General features: G+C 63.1%; 21 protein-coding genes. 7 read left to right on the forward strand and 14 right to left on the reverse strand.

Annotated elements, in window-relative coordinates; genetic code table 11:
- The first annotated feature begins 31 nt into the window (after positions 1-31).
- Positions 32-1,960, forward strand: a complete 1,929-nt coding sequence (gene dxs, locus ISX84_RS19875; RefSeq protein WP_195822150.1) for a 1-deoxy-D-xylulose-5-phosphate synthase — start codon at positions 32-34, stop codon at positions 1,958-1,960.
- A gap of 6 nt (positions 1,961-1,966) precedes the next feature.
- Here the strand turns inward: dxs and ISX84_RS19880 are convergent, their stop codons facing one another.
- The 8 genes from ISX84_RS19880 to ISX84_RS19915 all read right to left on the reverse strand — a co-directional run bounded on the left by ISX84_RS19880 (position 1,967) and on the right by ISX84_RS19915 (position 8,847).
- A complete protein-coding gene (locus ISX84_RS19880; protein ID WP_195822151.1) occupies positions 1,967-2,755 on the reverse strand; it encodes an alpha/beta fold hydrolase in 789 nt (262 codons plus the stop codon).
- Positions 2,748-3,749: a P1 family peptidase gene (locus ISX84_RS19885; RefSeq protein ID WP_195822152.1), complete on the reverse strand. Its 1,002-nt coding sequence runs from the start codon at positions 3,747-3,749 to the stop codon at positions 2,748-2,750. The genes ISX84_RS19880 and ISX84_RS19885 overlap by 8 nt, the downstream gene beginning before the upstream one ends.
- 79 nt (positions 3,750-3,828) lie before the next feature.
- On the reverse strand, positions 3,829-4,179 hold the full coding sequence (locus ISX84_RS19890; protein ID WP_195822153.1) for a cupin domain-containing protein: 351 nt from the start codon (positions 4,177-4,179) through the stop codon (positions 3,829-3,831).
- Positions 4,176-4,922 carry an SDR family oxidoreductase gene (locus tag ISX84_RS19895; RefSeq protein WP_195822154.1) on the reverse strand — a complete coding sequence of 249 codons (747 nt, stop codon included), beginning with the start codon at positions 4,920-4,922 and terminating at the stop codon, positions 4,176-4,178. Before ISX84_RS19895 ends, ISX84_RS19890 begins: the two co-directional genes overlap by 4 nt.
- 10 nt (positions 4,923-4,932) lie before the next feature.
- Positions 4,933-5,430 (reverse strand): GNAT family N-acetyltransferase, encoded by a 498-nt coding sequence (locus ISX84_RS19900; RefSeq protein WP_195822155.1) that lies wholly within the window; start codon positions 5,428-5,430, stop codon positions 4,933-4,935.
- 47 nt (positions 5,431-5,477) lie between these two features.
- Positions 5,478-7,091 carry an ABC transporter ATP-binding protein gene (locus tag ISX84_RS19905; protein WP_195822156.1) on the reverse strand — a complete coding sequence of 538 codons (1,614 nt, stop codon included), beginning with the start codon at positions 7,089-7,091 and terminating at the stop codon, positions 5,478-5,480.
- Positions 7,088-7,903, reverse strand: a complete 816-nt coding sequence (locus ISX84_RS19910) for an ABC transporter permease (RefSeq protein ID WP_195822157.1) — start codon at positions 7,901-7,903, stop codon at positions 7,088-7,090. Before ISX84_RS19910 ends, ISX84_RS19905 begins: the two co-directional genes overlap by 4 nt.
- Positions 7,900-8,847, reverse strand: a complete 948-nt coding sequence (locus ISX84_RS19915; RefSeq protein ID WP_195822158.1) for an ABC transporter permease — start codon at positions 8,845-8,847, stop codon at positions 7,900-7,902. The genes ISX84_RS19910 and ISX84_RS19915 overlap by 4 nt, the downstream gene beginning before the upstream one ends.
- A gap of 78 nt (positions 8,848-8,925) precedes the next feature.
- Here ISX84_RS19915 and ISX84_RS19920 point away from each other — a divergent pair, with 78 nt between their 5' ends.
- On the forward strand, positions 8,926-10,059 hold the full coding sequence (locus tag ISX84_RS19920) for an acetoin utilization protein AcuC (RefSeq protein ID WP_195822208.1): 1,134 nt from the start codon (positions 8,926-8,928) through the stop codon (positions 10,057-10,059).
- A gap of 134 nt (positions 10,060-10,193) precedes the next feature.
- Here the strand turns inward: ISX84_RS19920 and ISX84_RS19925 are convergent, their stop codons facing one another.
- The gene (locus tag ISX84_RS19925; protein ID WP_195822159.1) at positions 10,194-10,403 is read right to left on the reverse strand and encodes a hypothetical protein; all 210 of its coding nucleotides are present in this window, start codon (positions 10,401-10,403) and stop codon (positions 10,194-10,196) included.
- Positions 10,404-10,717: 314 nt separating this feature from the next.
- Positions 10,718-12,193, reverse strand: a complete 1,476-nt coding sequence (locus tag ISX84_RS19930; protein ID WP_195822160.1) for an ABC transporter substrate-binding protein — start codon at positions 12,191-12,193, stop codon at positions 10,718-10,720.
- A gap of 158 nt (positions 12,194-12,351) precedes the next feature.
- On the opposite strand from ISX84_RS19930, the gene panB reads away from it, so the two are divergent.
- Together panB and panC are read left to right on the forward strand one after the other, a co-directional pair.
- Positions 12,352-13,191, forward strand: coding sequence for a 3-methyl-2-oxobutanoate hydroxymethyltransferase (gene panB, locus ISX84_RS19935; RefSeq protein WP_195822161.1), 840 nt, complete (start codon positions 12,352-12,354; stop codon positions 13,189-13,191).
- Positions 13,188-14,051: a pantoate--beta-alanine ligase gene (panC, locus tag ISX84_RS19940; protein WP_195822162.1), complete on the forward strand. Its 864-nt coding sequence runs from the start codon at positions 13,188-13,190 to the stop codon at positions 14,049-14,051. Before panB ends, panC begins: the two co-directional genes overlap by 4 nt.
- Here panC and ISX84_RS19945 read toward each other — a convergent pair.
- From ISX84_RS19945 to ISX84_RS19960, 4 genes are all read right to left on the reverse strand, one after another.
- Positions 14,048-14,437, reverse strand: coding sequence for a type II toxin-antitoxin system death-on-curing family toxin (locus ISX84_RS19945; protein ID WP_195822209.1), 390 nt, complete (start codon positions 14,435-14,437; stop codon positions 14,048-14,050). The two genes, panC and ISX84_RS19945, sit on opposite strands and share 4 nt — an antisense overlap.
- Positions 14,430-14,603 (reverse strand): hypothetical protein, encoded by a 174-nt coding sequence (locus ISX84_RS19950; RefSeq protein WP_195822163.1) that lies wholly within the window; start codon positions 14,601-14,603, stop codon positions 14,430-14,432. The genes ISX84_RS19945 and ISX84_RS19950 overlap by 8 nt, the downstream gene beginning before the upstream one ends.
- Before the next feature lie 98 nt (positions 14,604-14,701).
- Entirely contained in the window at positions 14,702-15,988 is a 1,287-nt protein-coding gene (locus tag ISX84_RS19955; RefSeq protein ID WP_195822210.1) for an acetylornithine deacetylase/succinyl-diaminopimelate desuccinylase family protein, read from the reverse strand.
- A gap of 50 nt (positions 15,989-16,038) precedes the next feature.
- The gene (locus tag ISX84_RS19960; protein WP_195822164.1) at positions 16,039-17,298 is read right to left on the reverse strand and encodes an aminotransferase class V-fold PLP-dependent enzyme; all 1,260 of its coding nucleotides are present in this window, start codon (positions 17,296-17,298) and stop codon (positions 16,039-16,041) included.
- A 97-nt stretch (positions 17,299-17,395) separates the two neighbouring features.
- On the opposite strand from ISX84_RS19960, the gene ISX84_RS19965 reads away from it, so the two are divergent.
- The 3 genes from ISX84_RS19965 (at position 17,396) to ISX84_RS19975 (ending at position 19,331) form a co-directional block, all read left to right on the forward strand.
- On the forward strand, positions 17,396-18,223 hold the full coding sequence (locus ISX84_RS19965) for a formate/nitrite transporter family protein (protein ID WP_195822165.1): 828 nt from the start codon (positions 17,396-17,398) through the stop codon (positions 18,221-18,223).
- A 66-nt stretch (positions 18,224-18,289) separates the two neighbouring features.
- Positions 18,290-18,481: a PLDc N-terminal domain-containing protein gene (locus ISX84_RS19970; protein ID WP_195822166.1), complete on the forward strand. Its 192-nt coding sequence runs from the start codon at positions 18,290-18,292 to the stop codon at positions 18,479-18,481.
- A gap of 31 nt (positions 18,482-18,512) precedes the next feature.
- Complete coding sequence (locus tag ISX84_RS19975) at positions 18,513-19,331, forward strand: YihY/virulence factor BrkB family protein (protein ID WP_229884446.1); 819 nt, start codon at positions 18,513-18,515, stop codon at positions 19,329-19,331.
- Position 19,332: the final 1 nt, after the last annotated feature.

Genomic DNA, 19,332 nt, shown 5'->3' on the forward strand with positions numbered 1-19,332 from the left:
CGCCACCCGTCACAGAAACGGAGATGTGCGCATGACCAAACCCGCAACCCCGACACTCGACCGCGTCGCCGGCCCGTCAGACCTGCGCCAGATGCCGGACCGTGATCTGCGACAGCTGGCGGATGAATTGCGCGCGGAGGTCATCGATGCCGTCAGCCAGACGGGGGGGCATTTGGGCTCCTCTCTCGGCGTCGTCGAGTTGAGCGTGGCTCTCCATTCGGTTTTCGACACGCCCCGTGACAAGTTGATCTGGGACGTGGGCCACCAATGCTACCCGCATAAAATCCTCACCGGCAGGCGCGACCGCATGCATACGTTGCGGCAGGGCGGCGGGCTTTCGGGGTTCACCAAGCGCAGCGAGTCCGACTACGACCCCTTTGGTGCGGCCCATTCCAGCACGTCGATTTCCGCAGCCCTCGGGTTCACCATCGGTCGCGACATGGGCCTGCCCACGGGCGACGCGATTGCGGTGATCGGTGACGGCTCCATCAGCGCGGGCATGGCCTATGAGGCGCTGAACAACGCCGGTGCCGAAGGGCGCAGGCTTTTTGTGATCCTCAACGATAACGAGATGTCGATTGCCCCGCCTGTGGGGGCGATGTCGTCTTACCTGTCGTCGCTGTCGGACCTCACCCGCAAGGGGCCGTTCGGGGGCCTGGTCGCCGTGGCCGAAGGGATGGAGCAATTGGCGCCACGTCCGGTGCGCGAAGGCGCGCGGCGAGCACGTGAGATGGTCACCGGGCTGGAAAGCCGAGGCACGTTTTTCGAAGAGCTGGGCTTTGACTACATCGGCCCCATCGACGGGCATGACATGGGCCAGTTGCTGAGCGTTTTGCGTGCGGCCAAGACGCGTGCAACCGGGCCGGTACTGATCCACTGCTGCACGGTCAAGGGCAAAGGCTATGCACCCGCCGAAGGCTCCGCCGACAAGTATCACGGGGTCAGCAAGTTCGATGTGGGCACCGGTGTGCAATCCAAAGCCAAGGCCAACGCGCCCTCCTACACGGCCGTTTTCGGCGATGCGCTGACAGAGGCTGCGGCGCGCGATCCGCGGGTTGTCGCCGTCACCGCCGCGATGCCAAGCGGGACCGGCGTGGACCGCATGGCGAAACGTTTCCCGGGCCGGGTGTTCGACGTGGGCATCGCCGAGCAGCATGGGGTCACCTTTGCCGCCGGGATGGCGGCGAGCGGTCTGAAACCTTTCTGCGCCATCTATTCAACTTTCCTGCAGCGCGGGTATGATCAGGTTGTGCATGACGTGGCCTTGCAAGGTCTGCCGGTGCGCTTTGCGATAGACCGTGCCGGGCTGGTCGGTGCCGATGGCGCAACCCATGCGGGGGCGTTCGACATCGGCTATCTGGGCGCGCTGCCAGGCATGGTGGTGATGGCCGCAGCCGATGAGGCGGAGTTGGTGCATATGGTCACCACGGCTGCCGCGCATGACGCTGGCCCGATTGCCTTCCGTTATCCGCGGGGTAACGGGACGGGTGTTGCCTTGCCCGAGGTTGGCGAGGTGCTGGAGATCGGCAAGGGCCGCATGATCCGCGAGGGGGAGGGCGACGTTGCCCTGCTGTCGCTGGGTACCCATCTGGGCGAGTGTGAAGCGGCTGCGACCCTGCTGGCGGCGGAAGGCATCAGCGTGACCATCGCAGATGCGCGCTTTGCCAAGCCGCTGGACATGAAACTGATCGGGCGGTTGGCGCAATCGCACGGCGCGCTTGTGACGGTGGAGCAAGGCGCGAGAGGCGGATTTGGTGCCATGGTGCTGCAGGACATGGCAGCGCACGGATTGCTCGACCACGGGTGCCGGGTGCGCACGCTGTGCCTGCCGGACCGGTTCATTGATCAGGCCGCCCCGGCAGAGATGTACCGCGACGCCGGCGTCGATGCCGAAGGGATCGTCGGAACCGTTCTGGCGGCGCTGCAGAGGGATCGCAAGGTGGTGTCGTTGCAGCGCTAACGCCGGTCAATGGCTGTCAGTGAAGTGTTTTATGGCGCGCGCCACTTGATCCGGCGCGTCCCAGTGGGGCGCATGCCCGCATCCCGACACAACCTCGGTCGGGATCCCGTTCAGCGCCTGCCGGGCAAGATCCAGAGGGATCAGCAAGTCTTTCTCTGCCAGAATTGCCTGCATCGGCACATCCGGGGGCGCCTGAAACAGTGCCGGGTCCGCCGTTGCGACGGCTGTCAGCTGATGCGCCATGGCGTCCGCAGACTGCGCATGCGGATAAGCCAGCGATTGTGCGATGGCGGCGTCGATGGCGCCCGGTGTCTGGTAGAATTCCGGCGTGAAAATCCAGGGCAGGAACACGCGCAGCCAGGTATCCGGCGGTGCGTCTGATCTTCGGATTGCAACGAGGCTGCGGAACAGGTCCATGTTTCGGAAAAGGCTCAGCGGGGCCGAGGCGACCATCGTGCAGCTCTGCACCCGGTCCGGGGCCAGTGAGGCCATGGCCCAGGCGATGTAGCCACCCAGGGAATGGCCCACCACGTGGCATGTGTCGTGCCCAAGATGGGCCAGCAGGGCCAGCGCATCCTCCGCCCAGATCTTCGGCGAGGCGGGGGCGTCCTGCGGGAAAGTTCTGCCGGTGGTGCGGTTGTCGGGGCAGATCAGGGTGAAATGGTCTGACAGAAACGGGACCACCGGTGCCCAGCTCGCGCTGTCCGAAAGCATGCCCGCGACCAGCATCAGGGGTGGGCCATCGCCGATGACCTCGTAATGCAGCGTGACATCGGGCAGGTCCAGATCAGGCATTCAACGTGCTCCAGCAGGGCAACAGGTCGCCGTCTTCCGGGGTCGCCTCATAGACGGCGCGGGCAATGGCGCGGGTCAGGCAGAGGGCTGCCGCATGGCCGATCAGCGTGACATCCCGCGTCGCATCGGTGTCGGGACGCGCGCCGGTTGAGAGGGCAAAGACCAGATCGCCATCCCCCGGCGAATGGGCAGGCACACAGGCGCGGGCAATACCGTCGTGGGCTGCCACCGCCATGCGGTAGCACTGCGGTTTCGTCAGGGCGGCATCGGTGGCCACGATGGCGATGGTGGTATTGCCGCGGTCAAAGAACGCCTCGTGTTTGCGGCTGGTCATGTCCCGCCCGAGGCCGGAGGCCGGATCGGGGCCAAGCCCGCCGAACTCGCTGTCGATCTCAAAGGGGGCCGCGTAGAAATGCCGATCGCCCGGCGTCGTCACAGCGCCCAGCGGATTGGCGGCTGCAAGCGCCCCGACGGTGGTGCCATCCGGCAACACCAGCGACGCTGATCCAAGCCCGCCTTTCATCATGGCGGTCAAGGCGCCCGTCCCGGCGCCTGCAGTCCCTAGAGTAAAATCCGGACCTGCAGCGTCAAAGGCCGCGCGGCCCAGAGCAGAGTAGGGGTTTCGGGCCCAGTCCTTCTGCCCGCCGTTGAGCAGATCGAACAGGATCGCCCCGGGCACGATGGGCACGGTGGCATCGCCCACGCGGTAGCCGCGCCCAGCAGCCCGCAGCCCGTCGACCACACCCGAACAGGCATCCAGCCCGTAGGCGGAGCCGCCCGAAAGCACCAGCGCATCAATCTCGGAGACGGATTTGTCCGGGGCCAGCAGATCGGTTTCGCGCGTACCGGGGGCCCCGCCCATCACATGCACCGACGCCATGAAGGGCGCGCGTGCGGTGACAACCGTGCAGCCTGATTTGAGCCTGCTGTCCGCGGCGTTGCCGACCCTCAGCCCGCTGACGTCGGTGATGAGGTTGCGCGGGCCCGGGATCATAGGGTGCAGATCGGGAACACGCGCCGCGCGCCCCTGCCGATGTCGATTTGCATATTTGACGAACGATGAAACACCCGGGTCAGATGCGGGGCTTCGAGGTTGCTGTGGCTGGGTCGCCGGTGTTGGGCACGCCCTTGGGCTCGATCAGCAGCACCTTGCATTCTTCCGCCGCGCGGGGCCGGTGGGTCACGCCTTTGGGCACGATGAAGAGCTCGCCTGCTTTCACGGGATGCGTTGCGTCTTCGAGGTCCATGATCATCTCGCCCTCCAGCACCAGAAAGAAATCATCCGTGTCTTCATGCAGGTGAAACGGGAATTCGCCCTGAAACCGGACCACCATGACCTCGTTGTCATTATAATCGGCCACCACATGCGGGTCCCAGTGGCTGGTGAATTGCGCGAGTTTCTCGGCCAGGTTCACCGTCTTCATATGCAACGCCCTCCGTCGACCTCCATGGCCACACCGGTGATCATTGAGGCCTCATCCGAGCACAGAAAGCAAGCCGCATTTCCCATGTCCTGCGGTGTTGAAAACCGGCCCAGCGGAATGGTGGCGAGAAACTTGGCGCGCATTTCCGGCGTGTCCTCTCCCATGAAGGATTTGAGCAGCGGTGTTTCTCCTGCCACGGGGTTCAGGGCGTTCACGCGGATGCCCTCGGGGGCCAGTTCCACGGCCATGGCCTTGGTTGCCGTGATCATCCAGCCCTTCGAGGCGTTGTACCAGTTCAGCCGCGGGCGCGGCGACACCCCGGCGGTGGAGGCGATGTTGAGGATGGCCCCGGCCTTGCGGGTTTTCATATGCGGGACAAAGGCGCGGGCAGTCAAATAGACCGATTTGGCATTCACCGCCAGCACCCGGTCGAAATCCTTCTCCGATACCTCCTCCAGCGCGGTGGGCAGGTGGGTCACGCCGGCGTTGTTGACCAGAATGTCGACATGTCCCCAGGTATCGAGTGCCGTTTGCGCCATGGCATTGACCGAGGCCCCTTCCGAGACGTCAACCGCACAGGCCAGCGCATGGTCCCCCATCTGGTCACACAAGTCCTGCGCGCCTTGCTGGTTGAGGTCTGCGATCATCACCCGCGCGCCTTCGGATGTGAACTTGCGCACGATGCCCGCGCCAAAGCCCGAGGCCCCGCCTGTGACAATGGCCGTCTTTCCCGTCAGTCGCATCTTGTCCTCCCTAAAGATGGTACTTCAAAACCCACCGGTCGTGCCCGTCGCTCTCGGGCGTTGCCGCTGCATAACGATGCGGGAGGAACCCTTCGCGCACCCAGAAATGCATCGCGCGTGGGTTTGCCTCAAGAACCGAGAGCTTCAGCATCGTCATCTTGGCCCGGCGGGCTTTTCGCTTGACCAATCTTAGCACAGCTCGGCCAATCCCGCGCCTGCGAAAGGCTGGATCCAGCAGCATCAGGCCAATCCACCAATCCGTGGGAAACTCGTAGCCTTCGGCAATGCAGATCATGCCGACCATGGCCTGTTCTTCCATCACCGCAAAGGTCATGAGCGCGTCTTGGCTCAGGCCCGGCGGCACGGCTGTGAAAAACCCGTCGATGAAATCCATGTTCGGGGCATGGCCGACTTCCAAGGTTACGTAGTCGGCGGCGCGCTGCGCCAGATCAAGCGCGTCTTCGGCATCTTCGGATCTGGTGATCGGGCGCAGGACAATATCAGACATGCGCAGGGGCCGCCTGTTGCGCTCTTTTGCAGGCAGAGCGTCTTGGATCAGCCATGCGTGGCATCTTCATGCGCAGTCCTCAGGTCCGGCAGCCGGGGCGCTGCCGCAATGAGCTTTTTGGTGTAAGGATGTTGAGGCTTGGTAAAGACGGCCTCTGTCGGGCCCTCTTCGACGATCTCTCCGGCCTGCATCACCATGACGCGATCCGTGACGGATCGGACCACGCTGAGGTCATGGGAGACAAAAAGATAGGTCAGCCCATGGGTGCGGCAAAGGTCGGCCAGCAGATCGAGGATCTGCGCCCGGACAGAGACGTCGAGGGCAGAGACAGCCTCGTCAAAAAGGATAAGATCAGGCTTGATGATCAGCGCGCGGGCGATGGCAATGCGTTGGCGCTGGCCGCCCGAAAACTCGTGAATGTAGCGTGTGGCGTCGTCGGGATGCAGGCCGACGGCGGTCAAGGCTTCGGCGATGGCATCATGCCGTGCGGCACCCTTGGGCGGGTCCGGCAGCAAATGGAAGGGTTCGGTGATCAGCCGGGCGACGCGGTGACGCGGGTTGAAACTGCCAAACGGGTCCTGGAAGACCACCTGCATGCGCCGCCGCACGTCAAGATTGGGCTTTCCTTGCGTCGTGACCGGGGCACCGCCCAGCGTGATCTGTCCCCGCTGTGGCTCTTCAAGACCGAGGAGGGCGCGGGTCAGGGTGGACTTGCCGCAGCCGCTTTCGCCCACCAGCCCCAGCCGTTCGCCGCGCATCAGCGTAAAACTGACGCCTTTCACCGCATCGAATTGGCCGGGCGCGGCAAAAAGCTGGCGACGGGGCAGGCGGTAGCTGCGGTGCACGTCTTGCACCTCCAAAAGCGGGGCGGGGTCCGGCAGGTCCGGCAGATCGACCCGGTGGCCCGAGGCTTCGAACAGCATGCGCGTGTAGGGATGCCGCATGTTGTGCAGCAAGTCCTGCGTCGGGCCGGTTTCGACCACCTGGCCGTGGCGCATGACGGCGATGCGGTCGGCCATACCCGCCACGACGGCCAGATCATGGGTGATCATGATCAGCCCCATGCCGAAATCCTGCACCAGCCCCTTCAGCAAATCGAGGATTTGCGCCTGGGTGGTGACATCGAGCGCCGTGGTCGGCTCATCCGCGATCAGCAGTTTGGGCCGCAGCGCAATTGCCATGGCAATCACGACCCGCTGGCGCTGTCCGCCCGACAGCTCATGTGGATACCGGCTGAGCGGGAAGCGGTCCGGCGGCAGACCGACGCGGGTAAGAACATCGCGGGCCAGCGTCTCTGCTTTCGCCGCTGTTGCGTCCGTGTGCAGGCGGATGGTCTCCGCCACTTGCCGCCCGATGGTATGCACCGGGTTCAGCGCGGTCATCGGTTCCTGAAAGATCATGCCGATCTCATCGCCGCGCAGAGCACACATCTGCGCCTCGGGCAGGGTGGTGAGGTTGGTCTGCTCCAGCGTAATGGTGCCCGTTGCCTGCGTCCCGCGGGGCAGCAGTTGCATCACCGCGAGCGCGGTCATCGATTTGCCGGACCCGCTCTCGCCGGTGATGGCGAGGATTTCGCCGGGGGCGACGGACAGGCTCACATCTTTCAGAATTGGGATAGCCGCGATGCTCAAAGACAGCTGGTCGATCTGCAGAAGGCTCATGTGCGCAGCCTCTGCAACCGGGGATCCAAGGCGTCGCGCAAACCATCGCCCAGCAGGTTCAGCCCCATGACAATGCCGATGATGACAACGCCGGGCACAATCGCGATATGCGGCGCGAGGGTGACCAGCGTCTGGGCATCGGCCAGCATCCGGCCCAGCGAGGGGGTGGGCGGCTGCACGCCAAGGCCCACGAAGCTCAGCGCGGCCTCGACCTGAATGCCTAGGGCGAACTGGATGGTGCCCTGCACGATCAGCAGGTTCAGCACATTGGGCAGGATGTGCTCGACCGAGATATGCGCGCGGGTCTTGCCCGCGACGCGGGCGGCGAGGATGAATTCGCGCTCCCACAGCGGCAGCGCGCCGCCGCGGGTGACGCGGGCGAAAACGGGGATATTGAAGATGCCAAAGGCGACGATGGCGTTGGTGGCCGAAGGGCCAAAGACGGCGGTGATCAGGATCGCCATGACCAGCAGCGGGAAGGCGAAGACGATGTCATTGCCGCGCATGATCGTCTCGTCCAGCCAGCTGCCCTTGTGCATGGCGGCGGCCAGCCCCAGCGGAACACCGAAGGTGAGGCCGATGGCCAGCGCCAGCAGCGCCACGCCAAGGGAGGTGCGCGCGCCGACCATGATCATGCTGAGGATATCGCGGCCCAGATGGTCCGTGCCCAATAGATGCGGGCCTCCGGGTGGTTGCAGTTTGCCGGGGATGTTGAGCGTGGTGTGGTCGTGCGGGGTCCAGAGGAACGACAGCAACGCCAACCCGATGAAGAGGGCAGAGAGGGCCGCACCGATGATCAGCGTCCGGCTCATGTGCGCGACCGCAGGCGCGGGTCGACGGCGGCATAGGCCAGATCGACGAGGAAATTGATCAGAATCACGCCGAAGACAACGAGCATGACGACGCTTTCCACGACGATCAGGTCCCGCGCCGAGATCGATTGAAAGATCAGGCGGCCGAGACCCGGCAGGTAAAAGACCTGTTCGATGATGATGGTGCCCGCGAAGAGGAAAGAGAACTGCAGCCCGATGATGGTGAGCACCGGGATCATCGCGTTTCTAAGCCCGTGACGCCAGAGGGTCTGGCGCGCGGTAAGGCCCTTGGCGCGGGCAGTGCGCATATAGTCCTCGCCGAGCACGTCGAGCAGGGCGGAGCGCATAACGCGGGTGAGGATCGCAGCCTGCGGCAGGGCGAGGGCGATGGCGGGCAGGGTAAGGGAGATGAGGCCGGTGAAGAGGCCCTTGTCCCAACCCGCAAAACCGCCTGCGGGAAACCAGCGCAGCTTTATGGCAAAGACCAGTACCAGCATCATCGCAAACCAGAAGTTTGGCAGGGCGACGCCGAGTTGCGTGGCCCCCATGACGCTCAGATCGCCCGCGTGTCCCCGGCGGGAGGCGGCGAAGATGCCCGCCGGAAAGGCGATAAAGATCGACAGGATCAGCGCGTAAAGCGCCAGAGGGATTGAGACGGCGATGCGGTCTGCCACCATTTCCGTTACCGGGGTGCGGTAGGTGTAGGAGGTGCCGAAATCGCCCGTGAGCATGCCCAGAACCCAGTTGAAATATCGCTGTACCTTGGGCACGTCGAGGCCGAGCTCCGCGCGCAGGGCGGCCAGCGTTTCAGGCTGTGCGTTGATGCCCAGCATGAAGGAGGCGGGATCGCCCGGCGCCACTTCGATCACGGTGAAGATGATCAGCGACGCCACCGCGAGGCTGATGCAGAGAGAGAGCAGGCGTTTGAGCACATAGCGCAGCATCACGGTGACGTTAGGCGGTGCCTCGCATGGGGTCCAGAGGGGTTGTTGAGCGCGCGCAATGCGTTAGGTCTTGAGGTCATGGACAGCCCCCGTTTCATCGGTGCCGAGATTTTCCGCCACTCCAGCTATGGGCGCTGGCACCCGCTGCGCGTGCCGCGGGTCAGCACGGTGATGGATCTCTCCCGCGCGTTGGGGTGGCTGCCAAAGGCGCAGTTCATCACCGCGCCCCGTGCCAAGCCAAAGGCGCTGATGGCTTGGCATACGCCCGATTATGTTGCGGCTTTACAACGGATTGAGGCCAGCCAGGTGGCAACGGCGGAGGATCTGGCGCGGCACGATCTGGGATCGGTGACAAACCCGGTCTACCGGGAGATTTTTCGCCGCCCGGCCACGGCGGCGGGTGGGTCGTTGCTGGCGGGTGAATTGCTGCGCGAAGGTGGTGTCATCTACAACCCGCCAGGGGGCACGCACCACGGCATGCCGGACCGTGCCAACGGCTTTTGCTATCTGAACGATCCCGTGCTTGCGATGCTCTCGCTGCGCCGGAACGGGGTGCGGCGGATCGCCTATGTGGATATCGACGCGCACCATTGTGACGGCGTGGCGGAAGGGTTCCACGGCGATCCAGATTGTCTGATGATCTCCGTGCACGAGGAACGGCTTTGGCCGCGCACCGGGCCGCTGGAGGATGATGCGGGCGGGGCGGCGCTGAACCTGCCGGTTCCGCGCGGGCTGAACGACAGCGAGATGGGGTTTATCCGCGACGCGCTGATTGTTCCGCAGGTCGAGGCGTTCCGACCGGATGCGATTGTCCTGCTCTGCGGGGCGGATGGGGTGGAGGAGGATCCGCTGGCGCATCTGTCGCTGTCGAACAACGCGCATTGGGCCGTGGTCTCGGCGCTGATGGGCATGGCGCCGCGCCTGCTTGTGCTGGGCGGGGGTGGGTATAACCCATGGTCGGTCGGGCGGCTCTGGACCGGTGTCTGGGCGACGCTCAACGGTCATGCCATTCCAGGTCGTCTGCCAGCGGATGCAGAAGCCGTGCTGCGCGCGCTGACGTTCGAGGGCAACAAGCGTGGGAAGAACCCGCCGGAGCATTGGTTCACGACCTTGCGCGACGCGCCCCGCGACGGGCCGGTCAGAGATGCAGTTAAGGACCGGGTGGGTATTCTGTCACGACGGACTGAGGCGCGACCGAAACGAAGGGCGTAGCTCACCCGGTACTGGTTGAGCACCAAGCGTAAGGTCGATGCATTCGGCGCATCGGGATCTTGTCAGAAAGAGGGAGGTCAACTGGGCGCACAACCGGCTGTGGTGCCAAAGCATGGCGGGTGCGCCCGGTTGGGTCAGACGGGCATGTTGTCGAACATGTCCTCGATGGCTTCGTCGCGCAGATCGTTGTTCATCCGCTCCAGTCGGCGGGGCACGATCTGGCCTGTGGCTTTCAGCGTAGCAATCACGCGGTCGATCTGAGGTTGTAGCGCCATACGTTCCGTGTGCGAGGCGTTTTCAACTTCATGCTCCAATTGGGTGGCGCGCTGTTGTAGGTCGGTCAAGGCAGTCTCCTTTCGTCCAAAGAGGCGTTGTCCTTAGGGATGCAGCAGCTTCGGATGTTCCCACTCCGAATGCGAACACAATACACGCTTTAGTAGTAGATGAGCAAGCAACTGCACAATAAATAGGCGCGACTTTTCGTCCTGATTGAAGGATAAGCAGGCCGTTTTTTCACCGTTGGAGGATTGCTGCAAATCGCATACGGATACGTATGTAAAATGCTGTTTTGCAGCGTGTGTAAACTGAGCCGGACAGTCTCGTTTCCGGCGGGGAGGTGGTGTTCAGGGGCCACTGATTCGTGGCCCCGGACCTGGCGCTATTGCGCCCAGCTTACGCCCGTCAGGTCCGTGGCCTGTGTCGGGGCATTGGCCCAGAGGCCCTGCAACTCCGCCTTGGCGACCGACAGCTGCGCGAGTTGAAAGAGGTAGCCGTTCACATAGTCATCGGCGATCATCTGCTGTGCGTCACCCATCATGCTCGCGCGCATCTCGGGATCGGTGGTGCTGTTGAGCTTCGTGATCAGCGCCTGGAAGTCCGGGTTGTCGTATTGGAAGTAGTAGTCCGGATTGGCATAGATGCCGATGTCCATCGGCTCGGTATGGCTGACGATGGTCAGGCCGAAATCCTTGCCGCGAAAGACGCTCTCCAACCACTGCGCCCATTCGACATTCGTAATCTTGGCAGTGATGCCCACCTCGGCCAGTTGCGCCGCAATGATCTCGCCGCCCCGCCGGGCGTAGGAGGGGGGCGGCAGGTGCAGCGTGGTCTCGAACCCGTCCGGCAGCCCGGCTTCGGCCAGCAGCGCGCGGGCCTTGTCGGGGTCGTGGGCGGACTGGCCTGTCAGATCCTTGTAGGCCGGATTGTGTGGCGCAAAGTGGGTGCCGATGGGGGTGCCATAGCCGAACATCGCCCCGTCAATGATCGCCTGCCGGTCGATGGCATGGGCCACGGCCTGACGCACCAGAGGGTTGTCGAAGGGTGGCATCTTGTTGTTGGTGGAGAGGATCGTCTCACCCTCTGTGGAGCCCACGAGCACCTGAAAGCGCGGGTCGGCCTCGAACTGCGGCAGGTTCTCGGGCGCGGGGAAGGCGTAGAAGTAATCCACATCCTCGGCCATCACCGCGGCGAAGGCGGCGGTGGGGTCGGAGATGAATTTGAACGTTGCGGCCTCAAGGGCGGCGGGCGTGCCCCAGTAGCCGTCGTTGCGCGCGAGCTCGATGCGGTCGGATTGCACCCATTCCACGAATTTGAAGGCGCCAGTGCCGATGGGCATCTGCTTGATGCCGTCGATGCTCTCAGGGGCCACGATCACCGCGTCCCCCCAGGCGAGGTTGAAAAGCATGTTGCCGTTGGGCTCCGACAGGGTCAGCTGCACGGTCAGCGGGTCGATCACCTCGACGGCGGAGATCGCGGTATAAAGCGCCTTTTGCGCATTGGCACTGTCCTCGGCAAGGATGCGGTCGAGGGAGAATTTCACGTCTTCCGCGTCCATCGTGGTGCCATCGTGGAAGGTCACGCCCTCCCGCAGGGTGAAGGTATAGGTCAGCCCGTCGTCCGAAATCTCCCAACTCGCGGCGAGACCGGGGACAACCGCGCCGTCGGCCATGAAGCGGGTCAGCCCTTCGAAGACATTGGAATAGAGCACCGTGTCGATGGCGCCCGCCGCAGCGGAGGTCGGGTCGAGGTGCGGCGGTTCGAGCTGCACCGCGACGGTGATATCGGTCTGCGCCTGGGCACCGATCCCGGTGGCGGCGAATGCGAAGGCGAGAAGGCTGCGTGTGAAGGTCTGCATAAGGGTCCCCTGTGTCATGCTCCCCGGCGGGCGCGATCCTGCGTCGAGTGTTCCAACAATCCTCGCGTCAATCAAGGGCGGGTTTTCCGGCAAGGGCGTGGATTTCCGGCGCATCCGTGCTATCCGGCATCCGCAACGACAGCACAGGACCCGTGATCATGAGCGCCACAGCCCGGAAAACAGCCCCGATGCCCGCGGATATCAAGGCGCGAAAGGGGGGTGTGCCGCTGGTCAGCCTGACGGCCTATACCACCCCCATGGCACAGATGATGGACGCCCATTGCGACTTTGTGCTGGTGGGCGACAGCGTTGGCATGGTGCTGCACGGGCTGCCCTCGACGCTGGAGGTCACGATGGAGATGATGATCCTGCATGGCCGGGCGGTGGCGCGGGGGCTGAGCCGGTCGATGATGGTGATTGATATGCCCTTTGGCAGCTATGAGCAGAGCTCGCAGCAGGCCTTTGAGAGTGCGGCGACGCTGATGCGCGAGACGGGCGCCGGTGCGGTGAAGCTGGAGGGCGGGCAGCATATGGCGCCTACCATCGATTTTCTGGTCAAGCGGGGGATCCCGGTCATGGCGCATATCGGCCTGACGCCGCAATCCATCAACACGCTGGGAGGCTACACGGTTCAGGGGCGGGGGGCGCAGGGCGACATCATGATGGAAGACGCGCGCGCCGTCGCAGCAGCAGGGGCTTTTGCGGTGGTGTTGGAGAAAGTCCCACAAGGGTTGGCGGATCGGATCACGGCGGAGGTGGAGATCCCCACCATCGGCATCGGGGCTTCTGCGGGCTGTGACGGGCAGATCCTCGTGGTGGATGACATGCTGGGGTTGTTCACGGCGTTCAAGGCGAAGTTCGTGAAGCGGTATGCAGAGCTTGGGCAGACCGGCGAGGATGCAATTGCCTCCTATGCAGAGGAGGTGCGTGCCCGCCGTTTTCCGGGGCCGGAGCATGTGTTTGCTGATGCCGCGCCCAAGGGAGGGACGCGCGCGTGACGCCCCCGATCGTAAGAACCCTGGCGGAGCTTCGCAACGCAACGCGGGGCTGGCACCGGGCAGGGGAGAGCATCGGGGTGGTGCCGACCATGGGCGCGCTGCATGATGGTCACCTGAGCCTCGTGGCGGCGGCCAAGGCCGCGTGCGACCGGGTGATTGTGACGATTTTCGTGAACCCAAAGCAGTTCAATCAGGCGTCGGACCTCGACAATTATCCGCGTACCGAGGAAGAGGATGCGCGCAAGCTGGCGCGTTTTGCCGTAGATGCGGTCTATGTCCCCGATGTGAGCCAGATCTACCCAGAGGGGTTTGCCACGAATGTGTCGGTGGGTGGGATGACCGATGTGCTTTGTGGCGCCCACCGGCCCGGCCATTTCGACGGAGTGGCGACGGTGGTGAGCAAGCTCTTTACCCAAACCTCCGCCGACAAGGGCTTTTTTGGTGAGAAGGATTTTCAGCAGCTGATGGTGGTGCAGCGGATGGCGCGGGATCTGGATATTCCCATCGAGGTTGTGGGCTGTCCGACGATCCGGGAAGAGGATGGGCTGGCGATGTCCTCGCGCAATCTGCTGCTCAGCGACCGGGCGCGGATCAAGGCGCCTTTGTTGTCTGAAGTGATGCAGGAGGTGGCCGAAAAGCTTGCAGCCGGTGAGAGTTTTGCACCCCTTCAGGCGGCGGCTGTTGCCCGGCTGACGTCAGGCGGCTTTACCGATATCGATTACTTCGAGCTTCGGTCCTGTGCAGCGCTGGAGGCGCTGGAGTGGCCTACCGAACCCGCCCGCCTCTTTGCTGCGGCGTGGCTGGCGGGGGTTCGGCTGATCGACAATATCGACGTGCCGGTGGTGCCTGCGTCCGGCTAGTCACTCAGCTTTGATAGCCGTGCACGGAACCAGTCTTCGAGCGCCTCTTGCGGCATCGCGCCGGTCACAACGTCAACGACGACATCATCGATCCGGTCGTCAGCTTGCACCGCCAGATCGTAGCCGCTGTTGAGGCAGAGAACTTCCGTGGTGAGCCATGCGGTGCGTTTGTTGGCGTCGTTAAAACCGTGCGACGTTGCCAGGCCGTGCAGCAAGGCGGCGGCCTTTTTGTGAATGGGACGGTGATAGCCATGGTAGGGTCTGCCGATGGCGCCGAGGATACTGTCGAGATTGCAGATGCCGCGCAGCCCGCCAAAAGCCTCCAGCGATTGCTCGTGGGCTTCCAGAACATCGCCCAGATTGACCCGGTAGTGCGGCTTACCGATTGGCCAATCGCTTCAGGGCGTCCCTGTTTTTGCTGATCGAGGCGCTGACCACCGTGGGTGTTTTCTTGCCGGAGGCATGCACGGATGTATCCCCCCCTTCCTTGCGGAGGGTGAATTTGCCGGTGTCTGCCGTGCGTGCGACGGTGGCGCTATGTGTCTTGGCCATTGCTTCGGTATCCTTCTCCACCTGAAAATGCACATCCTTGGACAGTATATCAAGGGATCGTAAACCAGATATGACCTGCTGCTACGCTCCTGTGACGGTCAGTCCTGGGGCAACAGCAGCGTTTCCAGGGCGCGTCCCATCACCTTGGCGCTGTCGATCATGTCATCGATCCCGACGTATTCATCGGGTTTATGCGCCAGTTCAAGGATGCCCGGCCCGTAGGCGATGCAGTTCTTGAGCTTGCCGATCCGGTCGATGTGTTTCTGGTCGTAAGTGCCGGGGGAGGCGACGTATTCTGGCGGCTGGCCCATGACGTCTTCAATAGCCTGCGCCACGGTGCGCACCACCGGAGCGTCGCGGTCGGTCATCGAAGGCAGGACCGCGTTCAGCTCGGTCAGCTCATATTCGAAATCGGTGCGACTGGCCTTGAGCCCTTCGAGCAGGGCGGTGACCTCGCTGCGCACCTGATCGAGCGGTTCTTCCAGCAAAAAGCGCCGGTCGATCACGATACGGCAGCTGTCGGGCACACAATGGGCGGGCAGGCTGGTGTCACCCGGGGCGAACTCCAGCTGGCCGCCGTGGATGGAGTTGATGTTCATCGTGGATTGCCGCGCACCATCCGGCACCACGGGCATATCGGTGTGGCGCGCCGCCATGGCGGGGAAGAGCTTGTCTTCGAACTCTGACAGCACCGCGCCCATGTGGCGCACGGCGCAGTCTCCCAGAAAGGGCATGGACCCATGGGCGATCTCGCCCTTTGTCTCGATCTCCGCCCACCAGCCACCGCGATGACCCAGACAGATACGATCCTTGTTCAGCGGTTCGGGGATGATCACATGCTGCACGCGCGTGGGGTTGAAATAGCCCTGCTCGGCGAGATAAGCGACGCCGCCATAGCCGCCGGATTCCTCATCCGCCGTGCCGGAGATTTCGATGGCACCGGCGAAATCAGGATGGGTTTCGATGAAGGCCTCGCAGGCAATGATCGATGCGGCGAGCCCGCCCTTCATGTCACAGGCCCCGCGCCCGTAGATCTTGCCGTCCTTTTCCGCGCCGCCAAAGGGGTCCATGGTCCAGCCGCGACCGACCTCAACCACATCCGTGTGGCTGTTGAAATGCACACAGTCGCCGGAACGTGCACCTTCCCGGCGTGCGACGATGTTCCACCGGGGATACTTGTCGCTGTCCCCCGGAGTGTCATGGGCACGGACCAGTGTCGTCTCGAACCCGTGGCGCGACAGGCGCCTGTCCAGAAAGTCGCAGATATCGCGATAACAATCGCCGGGCGGGTTGAGCGTGGGAATGCGGATCAGGTCACGGGTCAGCGCAACAAGGTCCGCGCGTTTGGCATCGATGGCGTCAGACAGAGAGGTGGGGTTCAGCATGAAATTACTGTCAGGCAATTGCGACATCCGGGCAAGGTGAAAACGGCCGCTCAGCCGGTCCCGGCAATGTCCTTCATGGCGCCCAGAAACGTGCTGACTTCTTCGACACTATTATAGTGGCACATTGAGACCCGGACAGCGGCCTCCAGACCCAGGGGATTGAGGATGTTGCCAGAGTAGTGATCTGCCTTGCGGACATGGGTGCGGATGCCCTGTGCGTTCAGAGCGCTGACGATCTCGGCGGCAGGCAGGTGGTCCAGGGCGAAGCAGACCAACCCCTCGCGTGCGGGATTGTCGATGCCGCCCAGAATGGTGATGCCGGGTAGTTCCGCCAGACCGGGCAGGTTGCCACTGCCATGCAGCATCGCCTGGGTCAGCGCGTGTTCGTGATCGTGTATGGCAGCCCCCGCCGCCTTCAGCCGGGTGCGTCGGTCATCGCTGTCGCTATGCTGTGCGCCCAGCCAGTCGAGATAGGCGACGACATCAGAGAAGGTCGCATAGGCACCAGTATCGCGGGTGCCCATCTCCCAATGGGCACGTGGGCCGTTCTCCAGCTGTTCCAGAGGCAGCGCCGTCATCCGGTCCGACACCCAGGCGACCCCGTAGCCATGGCGCGAAAAGGCCTTGTAGGGCGAGATCACATAGCCATCGATGTCATAGGCGGCGATGTCGATGTGACCGTGGCTCGCATGCTGGATGCCATCGACGAAGATGTAGGCCTCGGGGGCGACGGCCCGGATTGCGGCAGCAATAGAGGCCACGTCATTGGCGATGCCGGTCACGGGGGAGGTATGCAGGATGGTTGCGACCCGCACGTCGGGCGTCATGAGGGCCGCATAGGCTTCGGCGCTAACCGACCCGGTGGCGTCATCGTGTGGCACGGAAACATAGTCTTTGCCCGCAATCTGCGCCCAATGGGTCGCGGCAGAACGCGACGCGGGGTGTTCGACGGTCGAACCGATCACCGCGCCGCCCTCGGGCGCTCCCATCACCGCCGTGCGGATCAGGCGAAAGGTGAGTTCGGTGCCGCTTTCCCCGACAAAGAACTGGCCACCCCTCGGGTTGAAGAAATCCACCATATCCGTCTTGGACTGCGCGATCAGGTCAACGAGCGCACGGGCAGCGGGGTTGTCGCGGCCCTGATTATCCGGAATGGCGGCGAATTTTGCCGAGGTCTCGACGACGGAATTCAGCGTCAGTGCCCCGCCCGCGTTTTCAAAGAAGATGCGCGGCCCCTGAAACGGGCAGCTGTCCACATGGGCAAATCGGGCACGGACATCGGACATCAAATCAGGGGCAAAAAGGGGCATGTCGGTCCGCGCAAGTAAAGGTTGTGGAACTCATTCAGGCGATAATAAGTTGAGTGTCAAGCGGCACCGGCTCGGCAGGTGCGTTTCGGAGTTACCCATGGACCAGACCGCACGCTACGAAGAAGAAGAAAAAGAAGAAGCCTCGGTTCAGAACGCTGCCGCCCTTGCCCCCAAGCTGATCTATGAGGTGATCCGCCGCGAGGGCGAAGAGGAAATGGCGCGACCCAAACGGTCGCTGCTCTGGTCGGGCATCGCTGCGGGGGTGATGATCAGCTTGTCGGTTCTGGGCGAAGCGATTTTCCGGACCTATCTGCCGGATGCGCCCAGCAGTTACCTGATCGAGAACCTGGGTTATTCGCTGGGCTTTCTCGCCGTGATCATGGGGCGCATGCAGCTTTTCACCGAAAATACGATCACGACAGTGCTGCCCGTCATGGTAGAGCGGACATGGTATGCATTCGGGTGCATGTTGCGGCTCTGGGGGATCGTGATGACGGCAAATGTGATTGGTGCCTTTGCAGTGGCCGCCCTTTTTGTGTTTACCCCCGCGATACCGGCAGAGATCATGGTGTCCGTCGTTGATCTGTCGCATCACGCGACGGGCATGGGGGCGGATGCCTCCTTTTGGCGGGCCATTCCTGCGGGCATTATCGTGGCGTTGATCGTCTGGATGCTGCCGCAGGCGGACAGTGCGAAATTCTTCCTTATCCTGGTTTTCACCTGGCTGATCGCTGCGGGGGATTTCACCCATATCGTGGCCGGATCGGTGGAGATGGCCGTGCTGGTCTGGATGGGTGACATCACCGCCGCGACAGCCATTGGTGGATTTTTCATCCCGGTTCTGGCCGGAAACATCATTGGCGGGACGGTGATCTTTACCCTGATGGCCTGGGGCCAGGTGCGCGACGAGCTTCCGGACAAGTAAGCGGGTTCGGGAACCATTCGACGTTTCGGCGCGTTGGGAGGGCAAGACAGATCAAAGGAGAACGAAATGTTTGAGTATGCAGGAATTGGGGGACTGATCATTCTGGTCCTCAACATTTGGGCCATCGTGTCGATCATCGGATCAGGCGCGTCCACCGGTAGCAAAGTGCTCTGGACACTGCTTGTTCTGCTTCTGCCGATCCTCGGCTTCATCGCATGGCTGATCGCAGGACCGAGATCGTCCAAAGCCGCCATCTGATATGGTGCCACCGCGACGCCTGAGCTTCGCGATGAACCGGGCTGTATTTCTAGCCGTCGGTAAGCAGATCGCCAACAACAACCTCGGTCTTATTGCGGCCGGGGTTGCTTTCTATTCCATGCTCTCGGTTTTTCCGGCACTTGCCGCACTGATCGCGATCCTCAGCCTCGTTGCCGATCCCGCCGTGGTGATTGTTCAACTGCAGGAAATTCGTGGGCTGATGCCCGACGCGGTCTACACTATTCTCAACAAGCAGATCGTAACCCTGGTCAGCGCCAGCTCCGGCACGCTGGGGTGGGCAGGCGCGGTGTCTTTGGGTGTCGCCCTCTGGTCCGCGCGCGCGGGCGTCGGGGCGATGATGCACGGGCTTAATCTGGTCTATGCGCAAAAAGGGCGCTCCAGCATCAAGCATTACCTACGGGCGCTTTTGCTGACAGTCAGCCTGCTGGGCGTGGGGGTTGTCTCGCTGCTCACCATCGTGGTGACGCCGATTGTGCTATCGTTCTTTCCCTTGGGTATGCTGGCCTCCTTCACCATCGAGCTGCTGCGGTGGGCCATTGCCATCGTGGTCATTTTTGGCGGGATTGGCATGCTTTATCGTTTTGGTCCCAACCGCAAAGGCATTCGCATCGGGTGGCTGACGCCCGGCGCTGTGATGGCGGGCACAAGCTGGGCGGTCATGTCCATCGCCTTTTCATTCTACGTCGCACATTTCGGCAATTACAACGAAGTCTACGGCTCCATCGGTGCTGTCATTGCGATGCTGATCTGGCTCTGGATCAGCAGTTTCCTCGTGCTGCTGGGCGCGGCGCTCAATGCCGAGATTGAACGACGCCGCAGAAGAGGGTGAG

Source organism: Roseobacter sp. MH60115, from assembly GCF_015644665.1.
Taxonomy (GTDB): domain Bacteria; phylum Pseudomonadota; class Alphaproteobacteria; order Rhodobacterales; family Rhodobacteraceae; genus Roseobacter.